19 protein-coding genes and 1 other annotated feature are annotated in these 21,291 nt (G+C 40.3%); of the genes, 3 read left to right on the forward strand and 16 right to left on the reverse strand.

Features of this window, described 5'->3' with window-relative positions:
- The 5 genes from dapF to HCX62_RS08310 form a co-directional block, all read right to left on the reverse strand.
- Positions 1-990: a diaminopimelate epimerase gene (dapF, locus tag HCX62_RS08290; RefSeq protein WP_185638382.1), complete on the reverse strand. Its 990-nt coding sequence runs from the start codon at positions 988-990 to the stop codon at positions 1-3.
- A 111-nt stretch (positions 991-1,101) separates the two neighbouring features.
- A complete protein-coding gene (ileS, locus tag HCX62_RS08295) occupies positions 1,102-3,867 on the reverse strand; it encodes an isoleucine--tRNA ligase (protein ID WP_185638384.1) in 2,766 nt (921 codons plus the stop codon).
- Positions 3,868-3,918: 51 nt separating this feature from the next.
- Positions 3,919-4,152, reverse strand: a binding site (T-box leader).
- Positions 4,149-4,673 carry a septum site-determining protein DivIVA gene (divIVA, locus tag HCX62_RS08300; RefSeq protein WP_008948332.1) on the reverse strand — a complete coding sequence of 175 codons (525 nt, stop codon included), beginning with the start codon at positions 4,671-4,673 and terminating at the stop codon, positions 4,149-4,151. It overlaps the preceding feature by 4 nt.
- A 95-nt stretch (positions 4,674-4,768) precedes the next feature.
- Entirely contained in the window at positions 4,769-5,290 is a 522-nt protein-coding gene (locus HCX62_RS08305) for a transcription repressor NadR (protein WP_185638385.1), read from the reverse strand.
- Positions 5,291-5,294: 4 nt separating this feature from the next.
- The gene (locus HCX62_RS08310; RefSeq protein WP_185638387.1) at positions 5,295-6,401 is read right to left on the reverse strand and encodes a cysteine desulfurase family protein; all 1,107 of its coding nucleotides are present in this window, start codon (positions 6,399-6,401) and stop codon (positions 5,295-5,297) included.
- Between the two features lie 130 nt (positions 6,402-6,531).
- On the opposite strand from HCX62_RS08310, the gene nadB reads away from it, so the two are divergent.
- Genes nadB through nadA form a run of 3 tightly spaced genes read left to right on the forward strand, consistent with a single transcriptional unit; the run spans position 6,532 to position 9,925 of the window.
- Positions 6,532-7,986, forward strand: a complete 1,455-nt coding sequence (nadB, locus tag HCX62_RS08315) for an L-aspartate oxidase (RefSeq protein WP_185638388.1) — start codon at positions 6,532-6,534, stop codon at positions 7,984-7,986.
- Positions 7,983-8,828 carry a carboxylating nicotinate-nucleotide diphosphorylase gene (gene nadC, locus HCX62_RS08320; protein WP_185638390.1) on the forward strand — a complete coding sequence of 282 codons (846 nt, stop codon included), beginning with the start codon at positions 7,983-7,985 and terminating at the stop codon, positions 8,826-8,828. The genes nadB and nadC overlap by 4 nt, the downstream gene beginning before the upstream one ends.
- Positions 8,825-9,925 carry a quinolinate synthase NadA gene (nadA, locus tag HCX62_RS08325; protein ID WP_185638392.1) on the forward strand — a complete coding sequence of 367 codons (1,101 nt, stop codon included), beginning with the start codon at positions 8,825-8,827 and terminating at the stop codon, positions 9,923-9,925. Before nadC ends, nadA begins: the two co-directional genes overlap by 4 nt.
- 33 nt (positions 9,926-9,958) lie before the next feature.
- Here the strand turns inward: nadA and HCX62_RS08330 are convergent, their stop codons facing one another.
- The 11 genes from HCX62_RS08330 to HCX62_RS08380 all read right to left on the reverse strand — a co-directional run bounded on the left by HCX62_RS08330 (position 9,959) and on the right by HCX62_RS08380 (position 21,257).
- Positions 9,959-10,735, reverse strand: coding sequence for a YlmH family RNA-binding protein (locus HCX62_RS08330; RefSeq protein ID WP_185638844.1), 777 nt, complete (start codon positions 10,733-10,735; stop codon positions 9,959-9,961).
- Between the two features lie 123 nt (positions 10,736-10,858).
- Entirely contained in the window at positions 10,859-11,149 is a 291-nt protein-coding gene (locus HCX62_RS08335) for a YggT family protein (protein WP_185638394.1), read from the reverse strand.
- Positions 11,150-11,171: 22 nt separating this feature from the next.
- Positions 11,172-11,630 (reverse strand): cell division protein SepF, encoded by a 459-nt coding sequence (locus HCX62_RS08340; RefSeq protein WP_185392150.1) that lies wholly within the window; start codon positions 11,628-11,630, stop codon positions 11,172-11,174.
- Positions 11,631-11,633: 3 nt separating this feature from the next.
- A complete protein-coding gene (locus HCX62_RS08345) occupies positions 11,634-12,323 on the reverse strand; it encodes a YggS family pyridoxal phosphate-dependent enzyme (RefSeq protein ID WP_185638396.1) in 690 nt (229 codons plus the stop codon).
- 118 nt (positions 12,324-12,441) lie between these two features.
- Positions 12,442-13,617 (reverse strand): cell division protein FtsZ, encoded by a 1,176-nt coding sequence (gene ftsZ, locus HCX62_RS08350; protein ID WP_185638398.1) that lies wholly within the window; start codon positions 13,615-13,617, stop codon positions 12,442-12,444.
- Positions 13,618-13,683: 66 nt separating this feature from the next.
- Entirely contained in the window at positions 13,684-14,964 is a 1,281-nt protein-coding gene (ftsA, locus tag HCX62_RS08355; RefSeq protein ID WP_185638400.1) for a cell division protein FtsA, read from the reverse strand.
- A 364-nt stretch (positions 14,965-15,328) separates the two neighbouring features.
- Positions 15,329-16,141, reverse strand: a complete 813-nt coding sequence (locus tag HCX62_RS08360; protein WP_185638402.1) for a cell division protein FtsQ/DivIB — start codon at positions 16,139-16,141, stop codon at positions 15,329-15,331.
- 22 nt (positions 16,142-16,163) lie between these two features.
- A complete protein-coding gene (murG, locus tag HCX62_RS08365) occupies positions 16,164-17,255 on the reverse strand; it encodes an undecaprenyldiphospho-muramoylpentapeptide beta-N-acetylglucosaminyltransferase (protein ID WP_185638404.1) in 1,092 nt (363 codons plus the stop codon).
- A complete protein-coding gene (gene murD / locus HCX62_RS08370) occupies positions 17,252-18,619 on the reverse strand; it encodes a UDP-N-acetylmuramoyl-L-alanine--D-glutamate ligase (RefSeq protein WP_185638406.1) in 1,368 nt (455 codons plus the stop codon). Before murD ends, murG begins: the two co-directional genes overlap by 4 nt.
- Positions 18,620-18,760: 141 nt before the next feature.
- Entirely contained in the window at positions 18,761-19,735 is a 975-nt protein-coding gene (mraY, locus tag HCX62_RS08375) for a phospho-N-acetylmuramoyl-pentapeptide-transferase (protein WP_185638408.1), read from the reverse strand.
- A gap of 46 nt (positions 19,736-19,781) precedes the next feature.
- Positions 19,782-21,257: a UDP-N-acetylmuramoyl-L-alanyl-D-glutamate--2,6-diaminopimelate ligase gene (locus HCX62_RS08380; RefSeq protein WP_185638410.1), complete on the reverse strand. Its 1,476-nt coding sequence runs from the start codon at positions 21,255-21,257 to the stop codon at positions 19,782-19,784.
- Positions 21,258-21,291 lie beyond the last annotated feature (34 nt).

A 21,291-nucleotide genomic window follows, 5' to 3' on the forward strand; every position in this document is an offset into this window, starting at 1 on the left:
TCATTCGGTTGTTTTTAGAAATTCTTTTACTTCTTTAACGAGCGCTTGATACTTCGCTTGTTCTGCTGTCGCTTCATTCGTAAGCTCGGTAACTATGTCATTATCATAACGAACAGAACCATTGCTAACAAATGTAGCATTGCCGATTAGTTGTAATGAAATCTCGCCAGTTTCGTCTTTTTTCGCGGTTACTTGCACGCGGCCGCCATCATTATAAACGTTTAATGGTGTTTCGAAAGTATCATTATCCAACATTTTTTTAATTAAGCTACATGCCGACATCGCTGTCCCGCAAGCGTTCGTAAACCCAACACCGTGTTCAAAAGTCCGCACATAAATAGCATCATCGCGCAAACGTTTCACAAAGCTCACATTGACGCCGTCTGGGAAATACGGGTTTTCGCTATTTAAGTAACTCGCTAATTTTTCTTGTTTGTCCGAATCTAGTACCGCTTGATCCACAAAGGTAATCAAATGGGGATTTGGAACAGAAACAGCTGAAAAAGCGAGTTCCGCATCAAGTTCAGGCACAACTTGATTAAATAATTTTTCCACGCCCACATCCATTGGCAAACTTTCTGGGTTAAATTTAACCGGAGAAATTTCGACTTGGTAGGTTGGAATATCAAAACCAAGAGAAGTTGCTTTTTTGACATCCAGTGTCGCTTTCATTGTTTCAACTTCCGCTTCAGATAATCCATTTTTTTCAAGTAAGTAGCGGGCTACCGTTCTTAGGCCATTCCCACACATAGAAGCAACCGAGCCATCGGAATTAACAACTTGCATTCGGCCGATTGGTCCTACTTGCTTACTTTTTGTGACATATAAAATGCCGTCTGCTCCGCCAAGCGAATGGTTTCTATCACACAATTTAATTGCAAACTCAGCACGTTTCGCATCAGACCAAGCAGTAATTTGATTTTCTTCTTCATCTACTATGAAAAAGTCATTTTGCGAACCATGTACTTTTGTAAAGTGAATTGTTGCCATGACTCCAAGCAACCTCCTTTAATTGGAATTACGTCTATAATACCACATCTTAAAATAAAAAAGCTTGGGGAACCTCCTTTTTAACTTACTAGGATTTTCCCCAAGCGCGCATTATGCTTCGTAGTGGTTTACAACAATATCAGCACAGCGGCCACATAAAGTTGGATGTTTCGGATCTACGCCAACATCTTTTTTCACAACGCGGCAACGTTCGCAAGTTTCGCCTTCTGCAACAGTAATTTGAACAGCAACTTGATTCGACTTGAATGCAGATTCTGGTGCATTTTCTAAGCCTTCAACTAATTCAAAATCAGATACGATGAATAGTTGCGCGAAATCACCTTCTAATGAATCAAACAATGTTTTCGCTTCGCCGTCCACGTATAACGTTACTTTTGCAAGCATTGATTTACCGATTAGTTTTTCGTTACGAGCGAATTCTAATGCTTTTTGGACGTTATCGCGAATTTGCATGAACGCGTCCCATTTCGCTGTAATTTCTTCGCTATCAGCTAATACTTTCACATCTGGCAAGTCTTGTAAATGAATGCTCTCAACGCCTTCACCAATCAAACTGTTCCAAACTTCTTCTGTAGTATGAGGTAAAATTGGCGCAAGTAATTTTGTCAGCGTAACAACTGCTTCATAGAAAACAGTTTGCATCGCGCGACGATCATGGCTATCTGCTGCTTCAATGTAGACAACATCTTTGGCAAAGTCCATATAAAATTGGCTTAACTCAACTGTACAGAAATTGTTGATTTGGTGATAAATAGTAGAGAATTCGAAAGCTTCGTAGCTATCTTTCACATTTTTCACTAAATCATTTAATTTGATTAGCATGTATTTGTCTACTTCACGTAAGTTTTCATAAGAAACTGCATTTACAGTTGGTTGGAAATCATTGATATTTCCTAGTAAGAAACGCATTGTGTTACGGATTTTACGATATACTTCGGATACTTGTTTCAAGATTTCATCACTAACGCGAACGTCGGCTTGATAATCCACAGAAGCAACCCAAAGGCGAACAATATCCGCACCAAGTTGTTTAATTACTTTGCCTGGAAGAAGTGTGTTTCCAAGCGATTTACTCATTTTGCGACCTTCGCCATCAAGAGCGAAACCATGACTTAATACGTTACGATAAGGCGCTTCACCAGTGATTGCTACAGCAGTTGTTAACGATGAGTTGAACCAACCACGATATTGGTCAGAGCCTTCCATATATAAATCAGCTGGACGAGTTAATTCAGGACGAGCATTCAGAACCGCTTGATGACTTGAACCAGAATCAAACCAAACGTCCATAATATCCGTTTCTTTTGTAAATTCGCCATTCGGGCTACCTGGATGCGTAAAACCAGCAGGTAATAAATCTTTGACATCGCGTTCAAACCAAACGTTCGAACCATGCTCACGGAAAAGTTCAGAGATATGGCTGATTGTTTCGTCTGTGATAATCGCTTCCCCATTTTCCGCATAGAAAATTGGAAGTGGAACGCCCCATGCACGTTGACGAGAGATAACCCAGTCGCCGCGGTCGCGAACCATGTTGAATAGACGTGTTTCGCCCCAAGCTGGAGTCCAGTTAACACCTTTAACAGCTGCGAGTAAATCATCACGGAATGCGTCAATCGAAGCAAACCATTGCGCTGTTGCACGGAAAATAACTGGTTTTTTCGTACGCCAATCATGTGGATAAGAGTGAGTGATGAATTCCATTTTTAGTAATGCGCCCACTTCTTCTAATTTTTCCGTTACCATTTTGTTAGCTGTATCATAAAATACGCCTTCAAATCCTGGTGCTTCTTCTGTAAACACACCGCGATCATCTAAAGGAGCAAGAATTTCTAAATCGTATTTTTTCCCGATTAAAAAGTCATCTTCCCCGTGTCCAGGAGCCGTATGAACCGCACCAGTACCAGCTTCTGCAGTAGCGTGTTCACCGTTCATTACTAAGGAATCACGGTCATAGAATGGGTGTTTTGTTACAACGCGGTCTAGTTCAGAACCACGAACCGTTTTAACAACAGTCGCATCTTCAAAGCCTAATTTTTCACGTAGGTTTGGTAAAAGTGCTTCAGCTACAACATATTTTTCACCAGCGGATTCAATTACTACATAATCCAAATCAGGATTAACAGTAATACCCATGTTGGCAGGGATTGTCCAAGGTGTTGTAGTCCAGATAACGATATTTGTTCCTTCGTCTAGTACGCCTTTTCCGTCCGTTACTTTGAAAGCTACGAAAATCGAAGCAGATGTTTTATCTTGGTATTCGATTTCTGCTTCTGCAAGCGCGGATTCACTTGAAGGAGACCAATAAACTGGTTTTTTCCCTTTGTAGATGTAGCCTTTTTTCGCCATTTCACCGAAGACTTTGATTTGTTCTGCTTCGTATTCTGGTAAAAGCGTGATATATGGGTTTTCCCAGTCGCCATTAATACCAAGACGTTTGAAGCCTGTGCGTTGACCTTCTACTTGCGTCATCGCGTATTCAGCACAAAGTTTACGGAATTCAGCGATAGACATTTCTTTCCGTTTTACGCCTTTTTTCGCGATAGCTGTTTCGATTGGAAGTCCGTGTGTGTCCCAACCCGGAACGTACGGGGAACTGAAGCCAGCCATTGATTTATAACGAACGATAATATCTTTAATTGTTTTGTTTAGCGCGTGCCCCATGTGAAGCTCGCCGTTTGCATAAGGAGGTCCGTCATGCAAAATGTACGTCGGACGCCCAGCATTTTTTTCTTGAATTTTTTCGTATAGCTTTTCTTCTTCCCATTTTGCTTGCCATTCTGGTTCTTTGTTTGGTAAATTTCCACGCATCGGAAAGTCTGTCTTCGGCATTAATAACGTATCTTTATATTCCATGTTTTATTCTCCTTTAAAACTTTATTTTTAAACGCAAAAAAATCTCTCCCAAAAAGGGACGAGATTCGCGGTACCACCCTTGTTGACATGCATTCAAACTGCTTGCCCACTTCATTAGTGCCATAACGCTGGCTCGCGCTAACACTTACTCAAGCGGCTGCTTTTTCGGGTTAGAACTAAAGAGTGATTTCGATTTTCTAGAGGATAGCTGGCCTCGCACCATTTACCAACTCGCTTCGTATCCTTTATCTAAAAAATGTACTTGTCTCTAATAATTGTTTTTAGCGTTCTTCTGATTGAGATTCAACTTCTTTGATAGATGCAAGTTCTGTCGCATCCACATCGTAAGCCATCATTTGTTGCCAATCTTCGCTTTTAATTAAATCCATTTGCGCTTCTACTAACATACGTAAACGCTCACGGAATACTTTGGATTGGCGTTTTAAGTCTTCAATTTCAATCGCGATTTTGCGTGCTTTAGAAAGAGAATCGCTTAAAATACGATCAGCATTTTTTTCTGCTTCACGGACAATAAGTTTTGCTTCTTTTTCAGCGGAAGCTTTTACTTCCTCGGCAGCTGTTTGTGCCACGATTAATGATTTGTTTAATGTTTCTTCAATGTTAGTAAAATGAGCTAAACGTTCTTCACTATTATCTAAAGTGTCCTCAATACGCTTTTTCTCTTTAATAACTTGTTCATAATCTTTAATGATTTGATCGAGGAAGTCATTTACTTCGTCTTCGTCATAACCTCTAAAACCACGGGTAAACTCCTTGTTATGTATATCCAGCGGCGATAATGGCATATCTAGCACCTCCATACGACTTTTTGTTTATAAATACCTAACATACATTCTACCATAGTTACTAGCTTTTTCCTAGAATTTATATTGAAAAATGATTAGATTAAAATTCCAGCTTTATCTAACGCGGCAATCGCCAGTTCTAATTGTTCTTTCGTATCTGCTTCAATCGTGTGCAAATGGGTTCCGTCCGTTAGCCCTGACAGCATCGTTGCGCCAGTTGTCTGTACTTTTTTAACAAATTTTTCAACATCAAAACGACTTTTCAAATGCAGTGACGCGGTAATTTCGCCGTAAATCGGATGATCGACAATCACATCAATAATCGAAACACCGTGATCCACCAAAATATTTAGTTCTTCGGCAGCTTGTTCTTTCGTATGCTTGACCGCAATAACTCGGCGTTCTCCTGTATAACCTGTTTCTTTCGCATAAATATATCCTTGTGGTGTAGCCATAATCGGCTCATTGCCAGCTTTTAGCAAAGAAATATCTTGAACGATTACTTGACGACTAACGTTTGTTTTGCTCGCAAGTTGATTGCCTGATATCGGGGCTTCGGCTTCTTTTAACCATTTTAAAATGAGTTGCCGACGCGTATCACCTAAAATTTTCTTCATTTCCTCACCTTTTTCGTAGTAATTTGTCGATTTCTTCTTTAAAAATAATACTATCGCTTAATTCATTTTCGTTTCCAAAGGACAAGCGAATAAATCGGCTTGCTTCTTCTTCTGTTTTCCCGGTAGCAATTAATGTTTTGGATGGCGCTGGGTCCCGCAAACTACAGGCGCTCGTTGTCGAAATTTGAATATCCGCTTCGTTTAATGCCAGTAATGCTTCTTGCCCTTGCATATTGGGTAAAGTCAATCCTAGAATAAACGGAGATGTATTTCGTCCCCCTTCGACCTTGACTCGCGCTGTCAACGTCTCACAAATCGCCATTTTAAGTTCCGCAATCCGCCTCACTTCTTTTTCTCTAGTTTCCATTATATCATAGGCGGCAGTCGTAAAGGCAGCAATTGCTGGAACATTTACAGTCCCCGCTCGAAAGCCAAATTCATGGTGAACATCCGGCAAAGCAGCTTGCAGGGGAATATCTGGATTTATAAAAAGAAGCCCCGCCCCTTTTGGTCCATAAATTTTATGTGCCGATATACTAAAACTAGTTACGTCCCCTAAATCCAAAGCTAGTTTTCCGAATGATTGAACGATATCTGTATGAAAATAAGCGCCTGCTTGTTTGGCAATATGCGCTAATTCCGCAATGGGTTGGATGGTGCCAATTTCCGAATTCACATGTTGAATGATAATAAGCCCGGTATCCGCAGAAATCATTTTGCTCAGAACTGCTGGACTTACTTGACCAAAAGCATCGACTGGCAAAATTTTCACCCGACATTCCCCTGCTTGCTCTAAAGCACCTAGCTGTTGCCAAATAGAAGCATGCTCTAACGGACTCACTAACACTTCTTTCTTCTCACTTGTATGTAGCAATGTTTGTATCGCGATTTGATTGCTTTCCGTGCCACCACTTGTAAAAATAATTCCCCTCACTGAAACATTCAAAATATCTGCAAAACTGCCACGACACTTTTCTAAAAGAGCGGCTGCTTTCGTCCCAGCATCGTGTAAACTTTCCGAATTAGCGAAGAACTCTCTTGATGCATTTATAAAAACGCTTAGTGCCGCCTCGCTCATTTTCGTTGTTGCTGCATGGTCAAAGTAAATCATTCCTTATCGCTCCCCCGAAATTTTATACTTGAAATTCATTTTGTTTTGTGTGATTATAGATGACAAGACAACTGTATACTCACTAAGAAGTATACAATTAATCAAACCTACTATGCAAGAGGTGGAAATAATGTCAAAAGAACGCGTGATTATAGTTGGGAGCGGTATTTCTGGTTGTATGGCCGCCCTCAGATTAATGCAGGACTATGATGTGACAATAATCACAAAAAGTCAGAAAGAAGAGAGTAACTCCATGCTCGCTCAAGGTGGAGTAGCTGCAGCAGTGTCAAAAAGCGATACTCCGAAAAAACATTTTAGCGATACATTCCAAGCGGGTTGTTTTCATAATAAAGTCCGTGCGGTAAACCAACTCGTTACTTGTGGCCCAATTGTAATCCAAAAATTAATGGAAGAAGGCATGACATTTGACGAGAAGGACGGCGAACTTTTGCTCGGTTTAGAAGGCGCGCACAGGCTGCCACGAATTTTACATATCGGCGGCGATCAAACTGGCAAATTTCTCACTACTTTTTTACAAGAAAAATTGACGAATATTAACTGGCAAGAGCAACAAATGGCCATCGAGCTTATTAAACAGAACGATGTCGCGATTGGCGTTCATTGTTTAGATATGGAAAATCAGTTACATACTTATTACGGTGAGCATATTATTTTAGCAAGTGGCGGGCTGGGGCAACTTTTTCCGGTTACGACTAATGCGGCAACGATTTCTGGTGATGGATTGGCGCTTGCTTACCGGGCTGGCGCGAAATTGACCGATATGGAATTTATTCAATTTCACCCAACTTTACTCTTCCTAAATGGGCGTTGTCATGAGCTTATTTCTGAAGCGGTTCGCGGTGAAGGAGCCACACTTGTTCGCACGGACGGTTCAGCGGTGATGACCAATATTCATCCAATGGCTGATCTTGCACCGCGCGATGTGGTTGCAGCAACACTTTTTGAAGAAATTGAAACTGGAAATGATATATTCCTAGATATTGATGCGGTCGCTCATTTTGAAGAACGTTTTCCGGCAATCACTGCGAGTTTAGACGCCCACCAAGTACCATTTCGCGAAACGAAACGAATTCCAGTTCATCCAGGCGCACATTTTTTAATGGGGGGGATTCGAACGGACCTTCACGGAAAAACCAATGTTCCTGGTTTGTACGCGATTGGTGAAGTGGCAAATGCGGGTGTGCACGGCGCCAATCGTCTCGCTAGTAATTCGCTTCTTGAAACACTTGTTTTTGGCGAGAAAGTTGCTGAATATATCCGCACACAGGAAACCAAGCCCCAAAATAATCCAGCCATCCCACTCACTAGCCAAGCAAAAGCCCCCCACTTACCAGATAAACAGCTGCTGCAAGAGAAAATTTGGGAAACGTTGGGGATTACTCGAAAACCAGAGAAAATCACGGAATTTCTTCGCTGGATAGCTGCATTTGATTACGCCAACCACACCCGCGAAGCCGCTGAAATCAGCCATATGCTTGTTACTGCAAAATTAATCGCCGAAAGTGCCCTCAAACGAACCGAAAGCCTCGGCGCACATCGAATTTTAAAAGGAGTAATGAAATGAACTCAATACTTATGAATCAAGCTATTCACGCATTTTTATTAGAAGATATTGGTCAATATGATTTAAGTGCAGAGACTATTTTTGCTAGTGATACGATTGGGGAAGGCGCTTTTCTGGCTAAGGAAACTGGTATTCTTTGTGGGGTTGCTATCCCGCCAAAAGTATATGAAATCCTCGGCGGCAAGGTGGCGTTTGAAGCCTTAAAAAAAGATGGTGATCCGGTCAAAAAAGGAGATATTATCGCAACCGTGACTGCTCCCGTGCGCACACTACTTTCTGGTGAGCGAGTCATTTTAAATTTAATGCAACGAATGAGCGGAATTGCTAGCCAAACGAATGTAGCCATCAAACAGCTGGATGATCCGGCAATTCGCATTTGCGATACACGAAAAACAGCACCCGGTCTTCGCGCCTTTGATAAGTATGCCGTACAGACCGGTGGCGGCTTTAATCATCGTAATGGTCTATATGATGGCGTTATGCTAAAAGATAACCACATCGCCTTCTCTGGCGGCATTACCGCGGCTGTAGCTACTGTCCGCGAGAAATTAGGACACATGGTGAAAATCGAAGTCGAAACGGAAACACCAGAACAAGTGAAAGAGGCCGTCCAAGCTGGCGCAGATATTATTATGTTTGATAATCGCACACCAGAAGAAATCAAGCAGCTCGTTAAGCTCGTTCCAGCGCATATTACTACTGAAATTTCCGGTAATATTACTTTGGACAATATTAATAGCTATAAAGGTTCTGGAGCAAATTATATTTCTTTAGGCTCGCTAACCCATTCTGTTCGCGCGCTCGACATTAGTTTTAATAGCAAAGGAGGAAGAATGGCATGAACTTACTGGAAACGGTCGAACAAGACACAATGCCGACTCGTTATAAGCACATGACGCAAACAGAAATGATTGCTCGCGTCACGGAAATTAAAGCCCAGCTTGGCGAAGATCTCTTTATCCCCTGCCACCATTATCAAAAAGATGAGGTCGTTCCGTTTGCAGATGCGATTGGCGATTCTTTACAATTAGCGCAAATTGCTGCAAGTAATAAAAAAGCGAAACATATCGTTTTTTGCGGGGTTCATTTTATGGCAGAAACGGCGGATATGCTTACGACAAACGAACAGATAGTTACTTTGCCAGATATGCGCGCCGGTTGTTCGATGGCGGATATGGCAGACATTCACCAATTAACAAATGCCTGGCCTAAATTGCAAACGCTTTTTGGCGATACGATTTTACCTGTGACTTATATTAATTCGACAGCTGCAATTAAATCTTTCGTCGGCGAACACGGCGGTACAACCGTTACATCGAGTAATGCAACCAAAATTGTCTCATGGGCGCTTGAACAAAAAGAACGCATTTTCTTCCTTCCCGACCAGCATCTAGGCCGGAACACTGCATTTGAACTAGGCATCCCCCTCAAACATATGGCGATTTGGAACCCGATTAAAAATGAACTGGAATACGAAGGTGATTTGGACGATTGTAAAATTATTCTTTGGAAAGGCTACTGCTCTGTTCATCAACATTTCACAGTTAAAAATATCGAAAACATTCGTAAAAATCACCCTGCTATGCGAATTATCGTTCATCCAGAGTGTACGCATGAAGTCGTTTCGTTAGCAGATGATTCAGGTTCAACGAAAAAAATTGTCACAGAAATACGTAATGCAGCACCCGGTACAGAATGGGCCATTGGTACGGAAGCCAATCTGGTCGGTCGCATTAGCCAAGAAAATCCGGATAAAAAAATCGTTTCGCTCAACCCATTTATGTGCCCGTGTATGACCATGAACCGGATCGATTTACCACATTTGCTCTGGACACTCGAAGCCATCCAAAACGGCGAACAACGTAACCAAATAAAAGTTGATGCAGAAACAACCAAATTTGCATTAAAAGCATTAGAAAGAATGCTCCAATTAAGCTAACAAAAAAACGAAAGCAGCGACTGCTTTCGTTTTTCATTTTAAATAGCCAATTTCGATGCGAATTTTATCTTTCTTCGTTCTGCCCCCAGTCGAGAGCACCTTCACTCGCCCGTATCCCCGCGCAGATAAAACATCCTCTTCTTCACATTCAAAATCCGGATTTTCCACGGTTTTCCAATTTACTTTAACAAGCCCAGCGACAACCAATTGTTTCGCTTTTTGCCGTGAAATATGATGCGCATTACTTATAATCACATCAAGTCGCATACTAGAAACGGTTAAACCCATTTCTTCCCAAACAACCGGTGCATAAACCGCATTAGCCAAATCAGTTTCTTCTAGCATCACGTTGACTTTACCGATCTTTTCCAACTGTAATGTTAAATAATCCTTCATCGAACTTTCTACTAATAGCTGCCATTCGGTGCCATTATTTAAAATATCGCCAAAAATATCGCGCTTCATACCAAGCGACATTAGCGTTCCAAGGATTTTTTGATGCGTGAGTGTCGTAAATTTCACCGGGTAGCGAATATGGAACAACGCAATCTCAAAATCAGCTTCTGTCGGCGTGTAATAATCAGGATAAATCAGCGCGCGACGACGTTCCGCGTGCGCCACCCCACCAAAAAATTGGACATTAATTTGCTCATAGCCACCAATAACGGTTTCGGTAATAAAACGCTGCCTCGGGTCCAAGAAATCCGTCAACTGCGGCGTATATTCATTTTCCACTTGCATTGTAATCCCTAAAATTTTATCAATAAATGCGTATTCTTCCGCGCGAAAATGCTGATAAATTCCATCCATCATAATTTCTCCCTTTCAATCCGTGCCAAGTTTATTTGCTTTATTATACCATGAAAACACTGCTACTAGGCTAATCTTGCTTCATTATAAAAAAAGCCACCCATATAAAAACGGGTGCGCTTCTTAAAATAACATTGGAATAACATATACTTGAATTAAACCAGTTAGGACTCTCATCGCATATTGGAAAATGAAATAAGCCACAAGGGACGAAATATCAAACATACCAATCGGCGGAATAATCCTTCTAAAGGGTTCTAAAATCGGTTCAAAAATGCGTGCTAGCAATTGGCCAACTTTCGACTCTCTTGCACCCGGGAACCAGCTCATCAAGAAATAAATAAACATGAGTGTTGGCAACCATCTAACAATAAATAAAATGATTTCCACCACTTGATATAAAATACTTTGCAATCTAGTTCACACCTCTATTTCATCACATAAAGTTTTGTTCATCAAGCATTTCGGAAATAGAGCCATCCACTTCCACATTGTCTGGAGTACATAAGAAAATATTATTCCCAACACGTTGAATATCTCCACCTAATGCATAAACTGTACCACTCAAGAAATCGACAATACGCGTCGCTTGATCATGACTAATACGTTGCAAGTTTACAACAACAGATTTATATTCTTTTAAGTAATCCGCAAGTTCTTGTGCTTCTGCATATACACGCGGTTCCGCAAGTACCATCCGACTAGAAAACTGAGCTCCCTGCATACTAACCACCTTCGCATCATCTTCTTCTACAGCATAAAAACGGTTTTTATTAGGTCTTTCTTTCTTCGTTTTCTTTTGCATAGGTTCAGGTTCCCTCGCTACTTCTTCTTCATAATATTCTTCCTCTTCATCTAAGAAAAAGAAAGACTTAAATTTATTCGATAGTCCCATTTGTTACACCTCCATATTATCGTCACTCACCAAAGCTCTTCCTACTCGTATAAATGTTGCACCTTCTGTAATCGCAATTCCGTAGTCGTTTGTCATCCCCATAGATAACTCTGTACATGGAATATTTTTTAACTGAAGCGCATGAATTTCTTGCTGCAATTGCTTTAACTCATGAAATACGTGATGCAGCTCTATGTCGCTATTTGTAATAGGTGCCATTGTCATTAAACCAACAATCTCAATAAACGTAAAATCTGCTTCTTGTAAAAAAGATAATGCCTCTTCGTTTGAAAAACCATGTTTACTTTCCTCGCCAGAAATATTTACTTGCAGAAAACATTTAACTGGTTTAGTAGCGCGCTTTTCGATTTCCTTTGCAAGCGATGATCGATCAAGCGAATGCAAATAATCGATTTGTGGTAACACATCTTTTACTTTGCGCGTTTGCAAAGAACCAATGTAATGCCAACAAATGTCGTCTTTATCTGCAAGTTCTACTGTTTTTTCTAGGAAAACATCGGCACGATTTTCACCAAAGTGGCGAATACCTAAATCATAAAGCTCCGTGATTCCAGCTACATCAATCGTTTTCGTAACAGCTACTAACGTTACATCTTCCGGCTGGCGATTACTTTCTTCACAGGCATGCTCGATTTGTGTCGTTACTTTTTCTAAATTAGCTTGTTTTGTCATTTTTAATCACCTTATATAATTCCCGAAGCCTTTTATTTAAAACACTTCTTGTTATAATCAGATACCCGGTCACTTGGCAAAGCTTTAAAAGTGGCCGGGTGAATTTGTGTTATAAGTATTATCCGCGACGGTTACGGTTACGGATAAATGCTGGTACATCAACGTCTGAACTATTTTGTTGTGGTTCAGCTTGTTGTTCATGAACTGGTGCATTTGCTTGTTGTGGTGCGTTTTGCGCGTAATCATTTTGTTGTTCGTCTTGTACAGCATAATTAGGACGATTTACTTGAATGGATTGGTTTGGACGACGATTTGCTTGCGCTTGTTGTTGCGCTTGCTTCTCTTCATCAAAACCTGTCGCAATAACTGTAACGATTAATTCGTCTTGTAGTTCGTCGTTAATAACAGAACCGAAAATCATGTTTACATCTTCATCAGATGCGCTAGATACGATTTCTGCAGCTTCTTGTACTTCATAAAGGCTAAGGTTAGATCCACCAGTGATATTCATTAGGACACCTTTTGCTCCATCAACAGAAGTTTCAAGAAGTGGAGACGAGATAGCTTTTTTCGCAGCCTCGGCAGCACGGTTTTCACCAGTTGCAATACCAATTCCCATAAGGGCAGAACCGCGATTAGTCATAATTGTTTTTACATCGGCAAAGTCTAAGTTAATTAAACCAGGAACGGCAATCAAGTCAGAAATCCCTTGGACACCTTGACGTAAAACATTATCTGCTTCACGGAAAGCTTCAAGCATTGGTGTGTTTTTATCCACAATTTGAAGTAAACGGTCGTTAGGAATCACGATTAATGTGTCTACCGCTTCTTTCATTGCTTCTGATCCAACTAGAGCTTGTTTTGTACGTTTTGGTCCTTCAAAACCGAATGGTCGTGTAACCACACCAACTGTTAATGCACCCATTTCTTTTGCGATTTGAGCAATAACAGGTGCAGCTCCAGTTCCAGTTCCGCCACCCATTCCAGCAGTTACGAATACCATATCAGAACCTTTTAAAGCTTCTTCAATTTGTTCGCGGCTTTCTTCTGCTGCTTTTTTACCAATTTCAGGTACAGCTCCCGCGCCTAAACCACGCGTTAATTTTGTACCGATTTGTAGTTTTGTTTCTGCTTTTGCTAAGTTAAGTGCTTGAGCGTCTGTATTAACGGAGATAAATTCTACTCCTTGAACACCATGCTCAATCATACGGTTTACAGCGTTATTACCGCCGCCGCCAACACCGATTACTTTAATTGTTGCCAAACTTTCTGAACTAGTGTCAAATTCTAACATATTATTGCCTCCTATTTGCCGATTTATACGATTCGATTTTCGTGCTGACTTACCAGCTATTCGCTTTTATTCAAAAAATGCGCCGAAAAAATTCTTCATTTTCGTTGATACTTTTTCGTCATCTGATTTTTTTTGTTTTGGTTTTGGCTGTTTTTGTTTTGGTGCTTCGTCGTCATAACGCGCTTCACTTGCTGAACTGCTTACGTCGCGTCCTTCTAATTCAGCCATTTGGTAAGCATATTTAATTAAGCCTACTGCGGTTGTAAAGGATGGTTCACGAACACCAATATAATCAGGAATTGCTAGTCTAACGTGTGCTGCTAATGTTTTTCCAGCCAAATCAATTGCGCCCGGAATAGCCATCGAGCCACCAGTTAGTACATAGCCTCCTGGAAGATGTGTTTTACCAGCGCGTGTAAGTTCTTCCACTACCAATTGGAAAATTTCTTCCATACGTGCTTCGATAATGTCTGCAACTTCTACTTGTGTAAAATGTTGTTTTTGATCACTACCGATAACATCAATAGCAAAAACTTCATCTGGAGACGCATCATCATAAAAGGCATAACCGTGCTCTAATTTGACACGATCTGCATTGGCAGTTGATGTGTTAAGTCCAAGTGATAAGTCTTTCGTAATGTTATCGCCGCCAACTGGAATAACACCAGTATACGTTAGTCGTCCTTGTTCGAACACACTAACTGTTGTAGTTCCAGCGCCAACATTCACAAGTGCTGTTCCAAATTCTTTATCATCTTCTGACAAAGAGATAGATGCTTCAGCAAGTGGTTGTAAAGCAATATCAGAAATCTCAAGTCCTGCACGTTCCACACAACGTAATGTATTATGTAAAATTGTTTTTGAACCAGTAATTAATGTGCCTTCCATTTCTAAACGCACGCCAATCATTCCGCGTGGATCTGTAATCCCAGTTAATCCATCCACTACAAATTGATCTGGGATGGTATTAATAATTTCTCTTTCAGGAGATAGAGGAACAACTTGAGCTGCATCCATTACATTCCAGACATCTTCATCTGTAATTTCACGATTTTCGCTACCTACTGCAACAATTCCTCGGCAAGCCTCTAAGTGTACCTGATTGGATACTACTCCAACGATTACTTGAGAAATTTCAACGCCGACCATTCTTTCTGCTTGTTCAATTGCCTTTTTGATGGATTCTACAGTCTTGTCTATGTCGATAATGATTCCTTTTTTAATTCCGGAAGATTCGACATTCCCAACACCGATAATATTGAGTCTATCGTCAGCCATTTCTGCGATGATTACTTTCACAGAAGCTGTTCCAATGTCTAAACTTACATAAATTTCGCTATCACCCATTTATCGGCACCTCCTTTTATTCTAGTCATTTAACATGTATTTATTTCATTTTTTATACCGAGCAAAAGCCGGTTTTTTAACTTGCTTGAAAATGCTATGAAACTTCTTTATTTTTATGGCGTTAGTGTAGAATGATTGCCCATTCTGCCTAACATACAAAATCACTTATTTACAGTCTACACTAAGAAAGAAGGTAATAAAAGCACAAAGAACAATTTTTGGCAAATTCTTAGGATATTTTTTTCATTTTATTCAAAAAGCGAACAAGTGTTGGTATCCCTTGGTTAACGGTTACCATTTTGTTACCTTTTTGAAACATCTGTTACCTGTAAATTTGCCAAAAGTTGGGAAGCGAAAAGCACGTTTATTCGTTTGCTTTTTTCTTCTCTTCGGCTTTTTCTTCAGCTGCTTTTTTCTCCGCGTTTTGTTGATAATAACTTTGGAAATAAGAACCAACTTCGATATCAATAACACCTTTTTGACCGTTTGCTAATTGAGCGACGATGGCTGGATAATGTTGCATTTTCTCTGCAAACGAACTTATGTCTGCGGAAACTTGATTGCCATCATTCATATAGAGTACGATATGACTTTTATCGCTGTCGGTCGGGCTGTAAATCACTTCAGAAATCGAGCTAACGACCTCTTTTGGTAGTTTATTAATTTGCGCTACCATTTTTTCGAGCGTTTTGCCGTTTTCAAAGTTTTGGAAAAGCAAATCATTACCGATTGGAAATTGTCGTGGTTGATCCGTTAGCATAATGCCACTTTCAAGCACATCGTAGTATTTTCCATCCTTTTGTTGGTAGCCAATTGTTTTAAATTCAGTAATGTTGATTTTGACGTCATTTAAGCCATCTTTAGAAACGGTCGCATCTTTAATGAGTGTATTTTTTTTGAGTTGATTTTCAGTTTTTCCATTTCGAATTCCAACTACAAACTCGCCTACTTTAAGTCCGCTTTCTTTTCGTACTTCATTTTCGGTAAGTTGTTTATTACCGCTCACGGAAATTTTATCAAGCTTACTTAGTGGTGAAAGGAAATAGAGCGTAATGGCTATCAAAATCGCAAAAATTCCGATTAAAATGGCTAGATGTCGTACTAATTTCTTTTTGCGGTATTTTTTTAGCTCGGGTATACGATTTTCAATGGAAATTACTCGTTTGTTCTCCGCCATTTTATTCGCTCCTTTCTGCGATTTATTTCATAATGCTAAGAACTGCTTCCACTAGTTTCGCTACTGCATCAGGTCGTCCCATTTGTTTGGCGCTTAATTTCATACTATTTAATTTGGCTTCATCGTTTAAAATGGAATCAACGGTCGCCATTAAATCCGTATTTTGTAGTTCAGCTTCTGTGATCACGATTGCTGCATTATTTTTTTCTAATGCGCGCGCGTTATATTCTTGGTGATTCGCTGTTACGTAAGGGCTCGGTATCAAAATACTTGGCACCCCAAGCGCGGTAAGTTCTGCAAGCGTGGTCGCCCCAGCTCTTGAAACAACCAATGTCACTGCATTTAAAATTTTCGGCATATCATAAATAAATGGTTGAACACTTATATGATTCCCTAAATGTAGCTCGGCTAAAGCATCTTTTATTTTTTCATAATGTACTTCGCCGGTAACATACAGCAGTTGAAAATCACGATTGTTCCATTCTGGTAAAATTGCCTCGACTGCTTCGTTCACACCACGAGCGCCTCGGCTACCTCCAAAGACAAGCACAGTTGGCTTTCCAGAAATAAGTCCGTATGATTCAAGCGCTCCTTCTGAGTCAACACCTACAACTTCCGAAGCACGTGGATTCCCAGTAAAAACAATTTTTTCTGATGCAAAAGAATCGCTTACTTCTTCAAAACAAATCGCTACTTTATAAGCATAACGACTTAAAAATTTATTCGTTAAGCCAGCAACACTATTTTGTTCGTGAATTAACGTTGGGATTTTCAGTTTTGCGGCTGCGTAAACGACTGGACCACAAACATATCCGCCTGTACCGATAACTACATCAGGTTTAAAATCACGTAAAATTTGTTTGCTTTTTTTGACACCGCTCAGAAAACGCATGACTGTTTTAATATTTTCAACAGATAATGAACGTTTAAAACCAGTGATTTCAATTGCTTCGAAAGGAATGCCTTCTCGTTTTACGATACCAGCTTCTAGTCCTTTTTCGGTGCCAATATATAAGAATTCCGCTTCTGGATGCATTTTTTTTAGTTCTCTGATGAAAGCAAGCGCTGGATAAACGTGTCCTCCAGTACCTCCACCACTTATTGCTACTTTCATTTTTCCACCTCTTCTATTAGTTCGCTGATTGCTTCCATGTAAGCATTCCCGCGAACTTCAAATGTCCGGTACTGATCCCAGCTCGCACATGCTGGTGAAAGTAAGATAATATCTCCTGGTGCAGATTCGCGATACGCAACCGGAACAGCTGCTTCCACATTATCCACGTAATGCACGTCAATGCCGGCAATTTTCCCAACACGGCCAATTTTATCCGCTGTTTCACCAAATACAATTAACGTTTTAACATTTTTGAAAAATGGTAGTAATTCATCAAACGAATTGCCGCGATCTAATCCGCCAGCTAATAAAACAACCGGATTTTTAAAGCCTTTTAATGCGCTTTGTGTTGCAAGGATATTAGTTGCTTTGGAGTCATTATAGAATTTGCGACCTTGCCATTCGACCACAAATTGCGTCCGGTGTTCTACGCCTTTGAACGTTTCTAACACACGCATAATTTCTTCGTTTGAAACAGATAGCGTTTTAGCAACCGCAACAGAAGCAAGAACATTTTCTAAATTATGCTCTCCGGGAAGCAAGATATTATCACGTGCGCCGATAATTTCATCGTTGAACATAATATTCCCATTTTGCACATAGCTTCCTTGACCAAGACGTTGTGTCGTTGAAAATGGAATAACTTGCGCTTTTGTTTGTTTGGTTAGGTTTTTCAGCTCTTCTTGATCCCAGTTAATTACTAAGAAATCATCGGCTGTTTGATTTTTTTGGATGTGCCATTTTGCTTGAACGTATTCGCTACGGTCTGTATGGTAGTCTAAATGTGCCTCATAAATATTCGTAATAACGGAAATATGTGGTTTAAACGTTTCTACGCCCATTAATTGGAACGAAGATAGTTCCATCGAAATATATTGATCACTTGTTGCATTTTCAGCAACAGCGGATGCTGGAAAACCAATGTTCCCTGCTAGTAAAGAACTATTTTCTTTATGTGCATTTAACATATGGTGAATAATCGTTGTTGTCGTTGTTTTACCATTTGTTCCTGTGATTCCAACAATCGGTGCCTCAGAAATTTGGTAAGCTAATTCCACTTCTGTGATGACTGGAATTTTCAGTTTTAATGCTTTTTCAATCATTGGGTTGTTGTATGGAATTCCGGGGTTTTTTACTACAAGCTCAAACCCTTCGTCCAAAAGTTCAATCGGGTGCGAACCGCAAATGACTTTAATTCCTTGTTCAAGCAAGCCTTGTGCTTCCGGATTCTCGCTAAAAGGTTTTTGATCGTTAACTGTAACAAACGCTCCTAGTTTATGCATAATTGTCGCTGCGCTAACACCACTTCTTGCAAGACCCAAAACAAGTACTTTTTTGTGATGGTACATTTCAATTTTTTTCATTTCCTTTGGTTCCCCCATTTATATCAAAATTGGCGGTCGCATTTATGAGATTCACAAAAACGACTGAAAGCGCCAACCAGATTCTGTAAAAAAACAGCTAACTAGAGACGCTTTTGCCGCAAAAAAATTACGGCGCATTATTTAAAAGATGACTACACAGACAGAAATAATTGCTCCGATTAATCCGATTCCCCAGAACGTTAAAACAACACGCCATTCGGACCAGCCGCCAAGTTCAAAGTGATGATGAATTGGTGTCATACGGAAGATTCGTTTCCCTCCAGTTGCCTTAAAGTAAAACACTTGCAAAATAACAGATGCTGTTTCAATAACGAAAATAATTCCGATTAAAAGTAACAGCCATTCTTGATGTACTAAAATAGAAATTGCTGCGATACTTCCGCCTAGTGCAAGCGAACCGGTATCACCCATGAAGATTTTCGCTGGATTTTTATTAAATAGTAGAAATCCAAGCATACCGCCTACAATCGCAAAACAGAAAATCGCGACATCCATTTGTTCTTGGTAGAAAGCAATGATACCAAAAGCAGAAAAAGCAATGACAGAAAGACCAGAAACAAGTCCGTCTAAACCATCCGTCAAATTAACTGCATTGGAGAAACCAACCAACCAGAACAAGATAAAGATAACAAAGAACCAGCCAAGATCCACTTCTATATTCGTGAATGGAATATTAAGTGTTTCCGCAAAGCCGTTAAAATGATACACAAGATAGAATAAAATCGAAATCGCTACTTGACCTAAAAACTTCTGCTTCGAAGTAAGACCTAGATTACGTTTTTGAACTACTTTGATGTAGTCGTCCAGAAAACCTAATGCGCCAAATAATGCCAGCGCAATGAATAGCAGCCAAGTAGCCGCACTAACTTCACCACTGATGAATGAAAAGGCTAAAAAGCTGATGAGCATAGCGATAATGAATACAACAGCACCCATTGTCGGTGTTCCTGATTTCTTTTCATGCATTTTCGGACCTTCATCTCTAATACTTTGGCCGAATTTTAATTTCACCAAGAATGGTATAAATAGTGGGACACCTATCACCGTAATGATAAAAGCCACTGCAAATGTTGATACTAACATGTATAAAGACACAATAAATTCTCCCCAATCTGTTTATCAAAGCACTTCACTTCATATTTTATGCGAGTCCGAGTTTTTTTTCAATAGCTATTCGAGCTTCGACGCGATCATCGAAATCAATAACCTCGTCACCAATCAATTGATAATCTTCGTGACCTTTTCCAGCAATCAGAATAACATCCCCTATTTCGGCCTCGTTTACTGCAAAACGAATGGCGTCTCGGCGGTTCTCATAGACAACATAAGAATCGCTTTCTGGAACACCTTGAATCATATCTTCAATAATCGCATGCGGGTTTTCACTGCGCGGATTATCGGATGTAAAAATCGGATTTGTTGCGTAATCGACAGCAATTTTCGCCATTTGTGGACGTTTTCCTTTATCACGGTCACCGCCGCAACCAACCACGACAAAAACGCGTTTTTCCGCAAATTCATCAATTGTTTGTAAAACATTTAGCAAGCCGTCTGGTGTGTGGGCATAATCGACGATAACAGGGAAATCTTGCCCTGCATGTACGAGTTCGAAACGGCCTTTGACACCTGGTATAGTTTCCACGGTCGCAATCGCTTTTTCGATTGGAATATGTAATGCGAAACTAGTTGCAATTGCAGCTAACACATTATAAACACTGAAGTTACCAATCATTTTTATTTTCAATCCAAAATTACCAACTGGGGTTTCTAAATCAAACGAGGAACCATAGCTTGTAATTTTAATATTGCTTGCTTTAAAATCAGCTTGTTCTTTTATTCCGAAAGTGATGACGTGTGCGGCTGTCGCGGTTTGCATTCGTACACTTTCCGCGTCATCAGCATTAAGTACAGCAATTTTCGGATTACTTGTATGGTAGCTATTACCTAGTTGCGCAAACAGCAAACTTTTAGCATTTGCATATTCTTCCATTGTATGGTGATAATCTAGATGATCTTGAGATAAGTTCATAAAGACAGCGACATCGTAGTCGGAGCCGTAGACGCGACCTTGAACGAGTGCATGTGAGGAAACTTCCATCACAGCAGTGCTCACTCCGCTAAGTAGCATATCTCGAAATGTTTCTTGCAAAGTCAGGCTGTCCGGTGTGGTGTTTTTCGTTTCTAAAATTTGGTCGCCAATTTTGCGATACATTGTACCGATAAGACCTGTTTGCTCACCATTTTCACGAACGATTTGTTCTACTAAATGGCTTACGGTTGTTTTTCCGTTGGTTCCAGTAATTCCAACTAATTTTAATGCTTGGGTTGGTGAACCATAAAAATAATCAGCTAACATTGCCATGGCGCGTTTGGAATCTCTAACATATAACACAGGAATCGCAACGTCTACTGGTTTTTCTGCGATAATCGCTACCGCACCTAGTTCCACAGCGCGTGCCGCGAACTGATGTCCATCCACCAATTCCCCGTCTATACAAATAAACAATGTCCCAGGTTGTACTTTTCTACTATCTTGGGCGATTTGGCTAATTTCAATTGTTTCACTCGCCTCGCCAGTATACACCGGGATAGCTTGCATTAGTTCATTTAACTTCATTCTTGCCATCTCCTCAAACTTATTCTTTCTGTTA

Source organism: Listeria swaminathanii (assembly GCF_014229645.1).
In the GTDB taxonomy this organism is placed as follows: Bacteria; Bacillota; Bacilli; order Lactobacillales; family Listeriaceae; genus Listeria; species Listeria swaminathanii.

What these genes read in the sequence shown, in the direction of transcription:
- dapF (WP_185638382.1), bottom strand. Translation starts at nt 990, where the DNA reads ATGGCAACAATTCACTTTACAAAAGTACATGGTTCGCAAAATGACTTT.
- ileS (WP_185638384.1), bottom strand. Translation starts at nt 3,867, where the DNA reads ATGGAATATAAAGATACGTTATTAATGCCGAAGACAGACTTTCCGATG.
- divIVA (WP_008948332.1), bottom strand. Translation starts at nt 4,673, where the DNA reads ATGCCATTATCGCCGCTGGATATACATAACAAGGAGTTTACCCGTGGT.
- HCX62_RS08305 (WP_185638385.1), bottom strand. Translation starts at nt 5,290, where the DNA reads ATGAAGAAAATTTTAGGTGATACGCGTCGGCAACTCATTTTAAAATGG.
- HCX62_RS08310 (WP_185638387.1), bottom strand. Translation starts at nt 6,401, where the DNA reads ATGATTTACTTTGACCATGCAGCAACAACGAAAATGAGCGAGGCGGCA.
- nadB (WP_185638388.1), top strand. Translation starts at nt 6,532, where the DNA reads ATGTCAAAAGAACGCGTGATTATAGTTGGGAGCGGTATTTCTGGTTGT.
- nadC (WP_185638390.1), top strand. Translation starts at nt 7,983, where the DNA reads ATGAACTCAATACTTATGAATCAAGCTATTCACGCATTTTTATTAGAA.
- nadA (WP_185638392.1), top strand. Translation starts at nt 8,825, where the DNA reads ATGAACTTACTGGAAACGGTCGAACAAGACACAATGCCGACTCGTTAT.
- HCX62_RS08330 (WP_185638844.1), bottom strand. Translation starts at nt 10,735, where the DNA reads ATGGATGGAATTTATCAGCATTTTCGCGCGGAAGAATACGCATTTATT.
- HCX62_RS08340 (WP_185392150.1), bottom strand. Translation starts at nt 11,630, where the DNA reads ATGGGACTATCGAATAAATTTAAGTCTTTCTTTTTCTTAGATGAAGAG.
- HCX62_RS08345 (WP_185638396.1), bottom strand. Translation starts at nt 12,323, where the DNA reads ATGACAAAACAAGCTAATTTAGAAAAAGTAACGACACAAATCGAGCAT.
- ftsZ (WP_185638398.1), bottom strand. Translation starts at nt 13,617, where the DNA reads ATGTTAGAATTTGACACTAGTTCAGAAAGTTTGGCAACAATTAAAGTA.
- ftsA (WP_185638400.1), bottom strand. Translation starts at nt 14,964, where the DNA reads ATGGGTGATAGCGAAATTTATGTAAGTTTAGACATTGGAACAGCTTCT.
- HCX62_RS08360 (WP_185638402.1), bottom strand. Translation starts at nt 16,141, where the DNA reads ATGGCGGAGAACAAACGAGTAATTTCCATTGAAAATCGTATACCCGAG.
- murG (WP_185638404.1), bottom strand. Translation starts at nt 17,255, where the DNA reads ATGAAAGTAGCAATAAGTGGTGGAGGTACTGGAGGACACGTTTATCCA.
- murD (WP_185638406.1), bottom strand. Translation starts at nt 18,619, where the DNA reads ATGAAAAAAATTGAAATGTACCATCACAAAAAAGTACTTGTTTTGGGT.
- HCX62_RS08380 (WP_185638410.1), bottom strand. Translation starts at nt 21,257, where the DNA reads ATGAAGTTAAATGAACTAATGCAAGCTATCCCGGTGTATACTGGCGAG.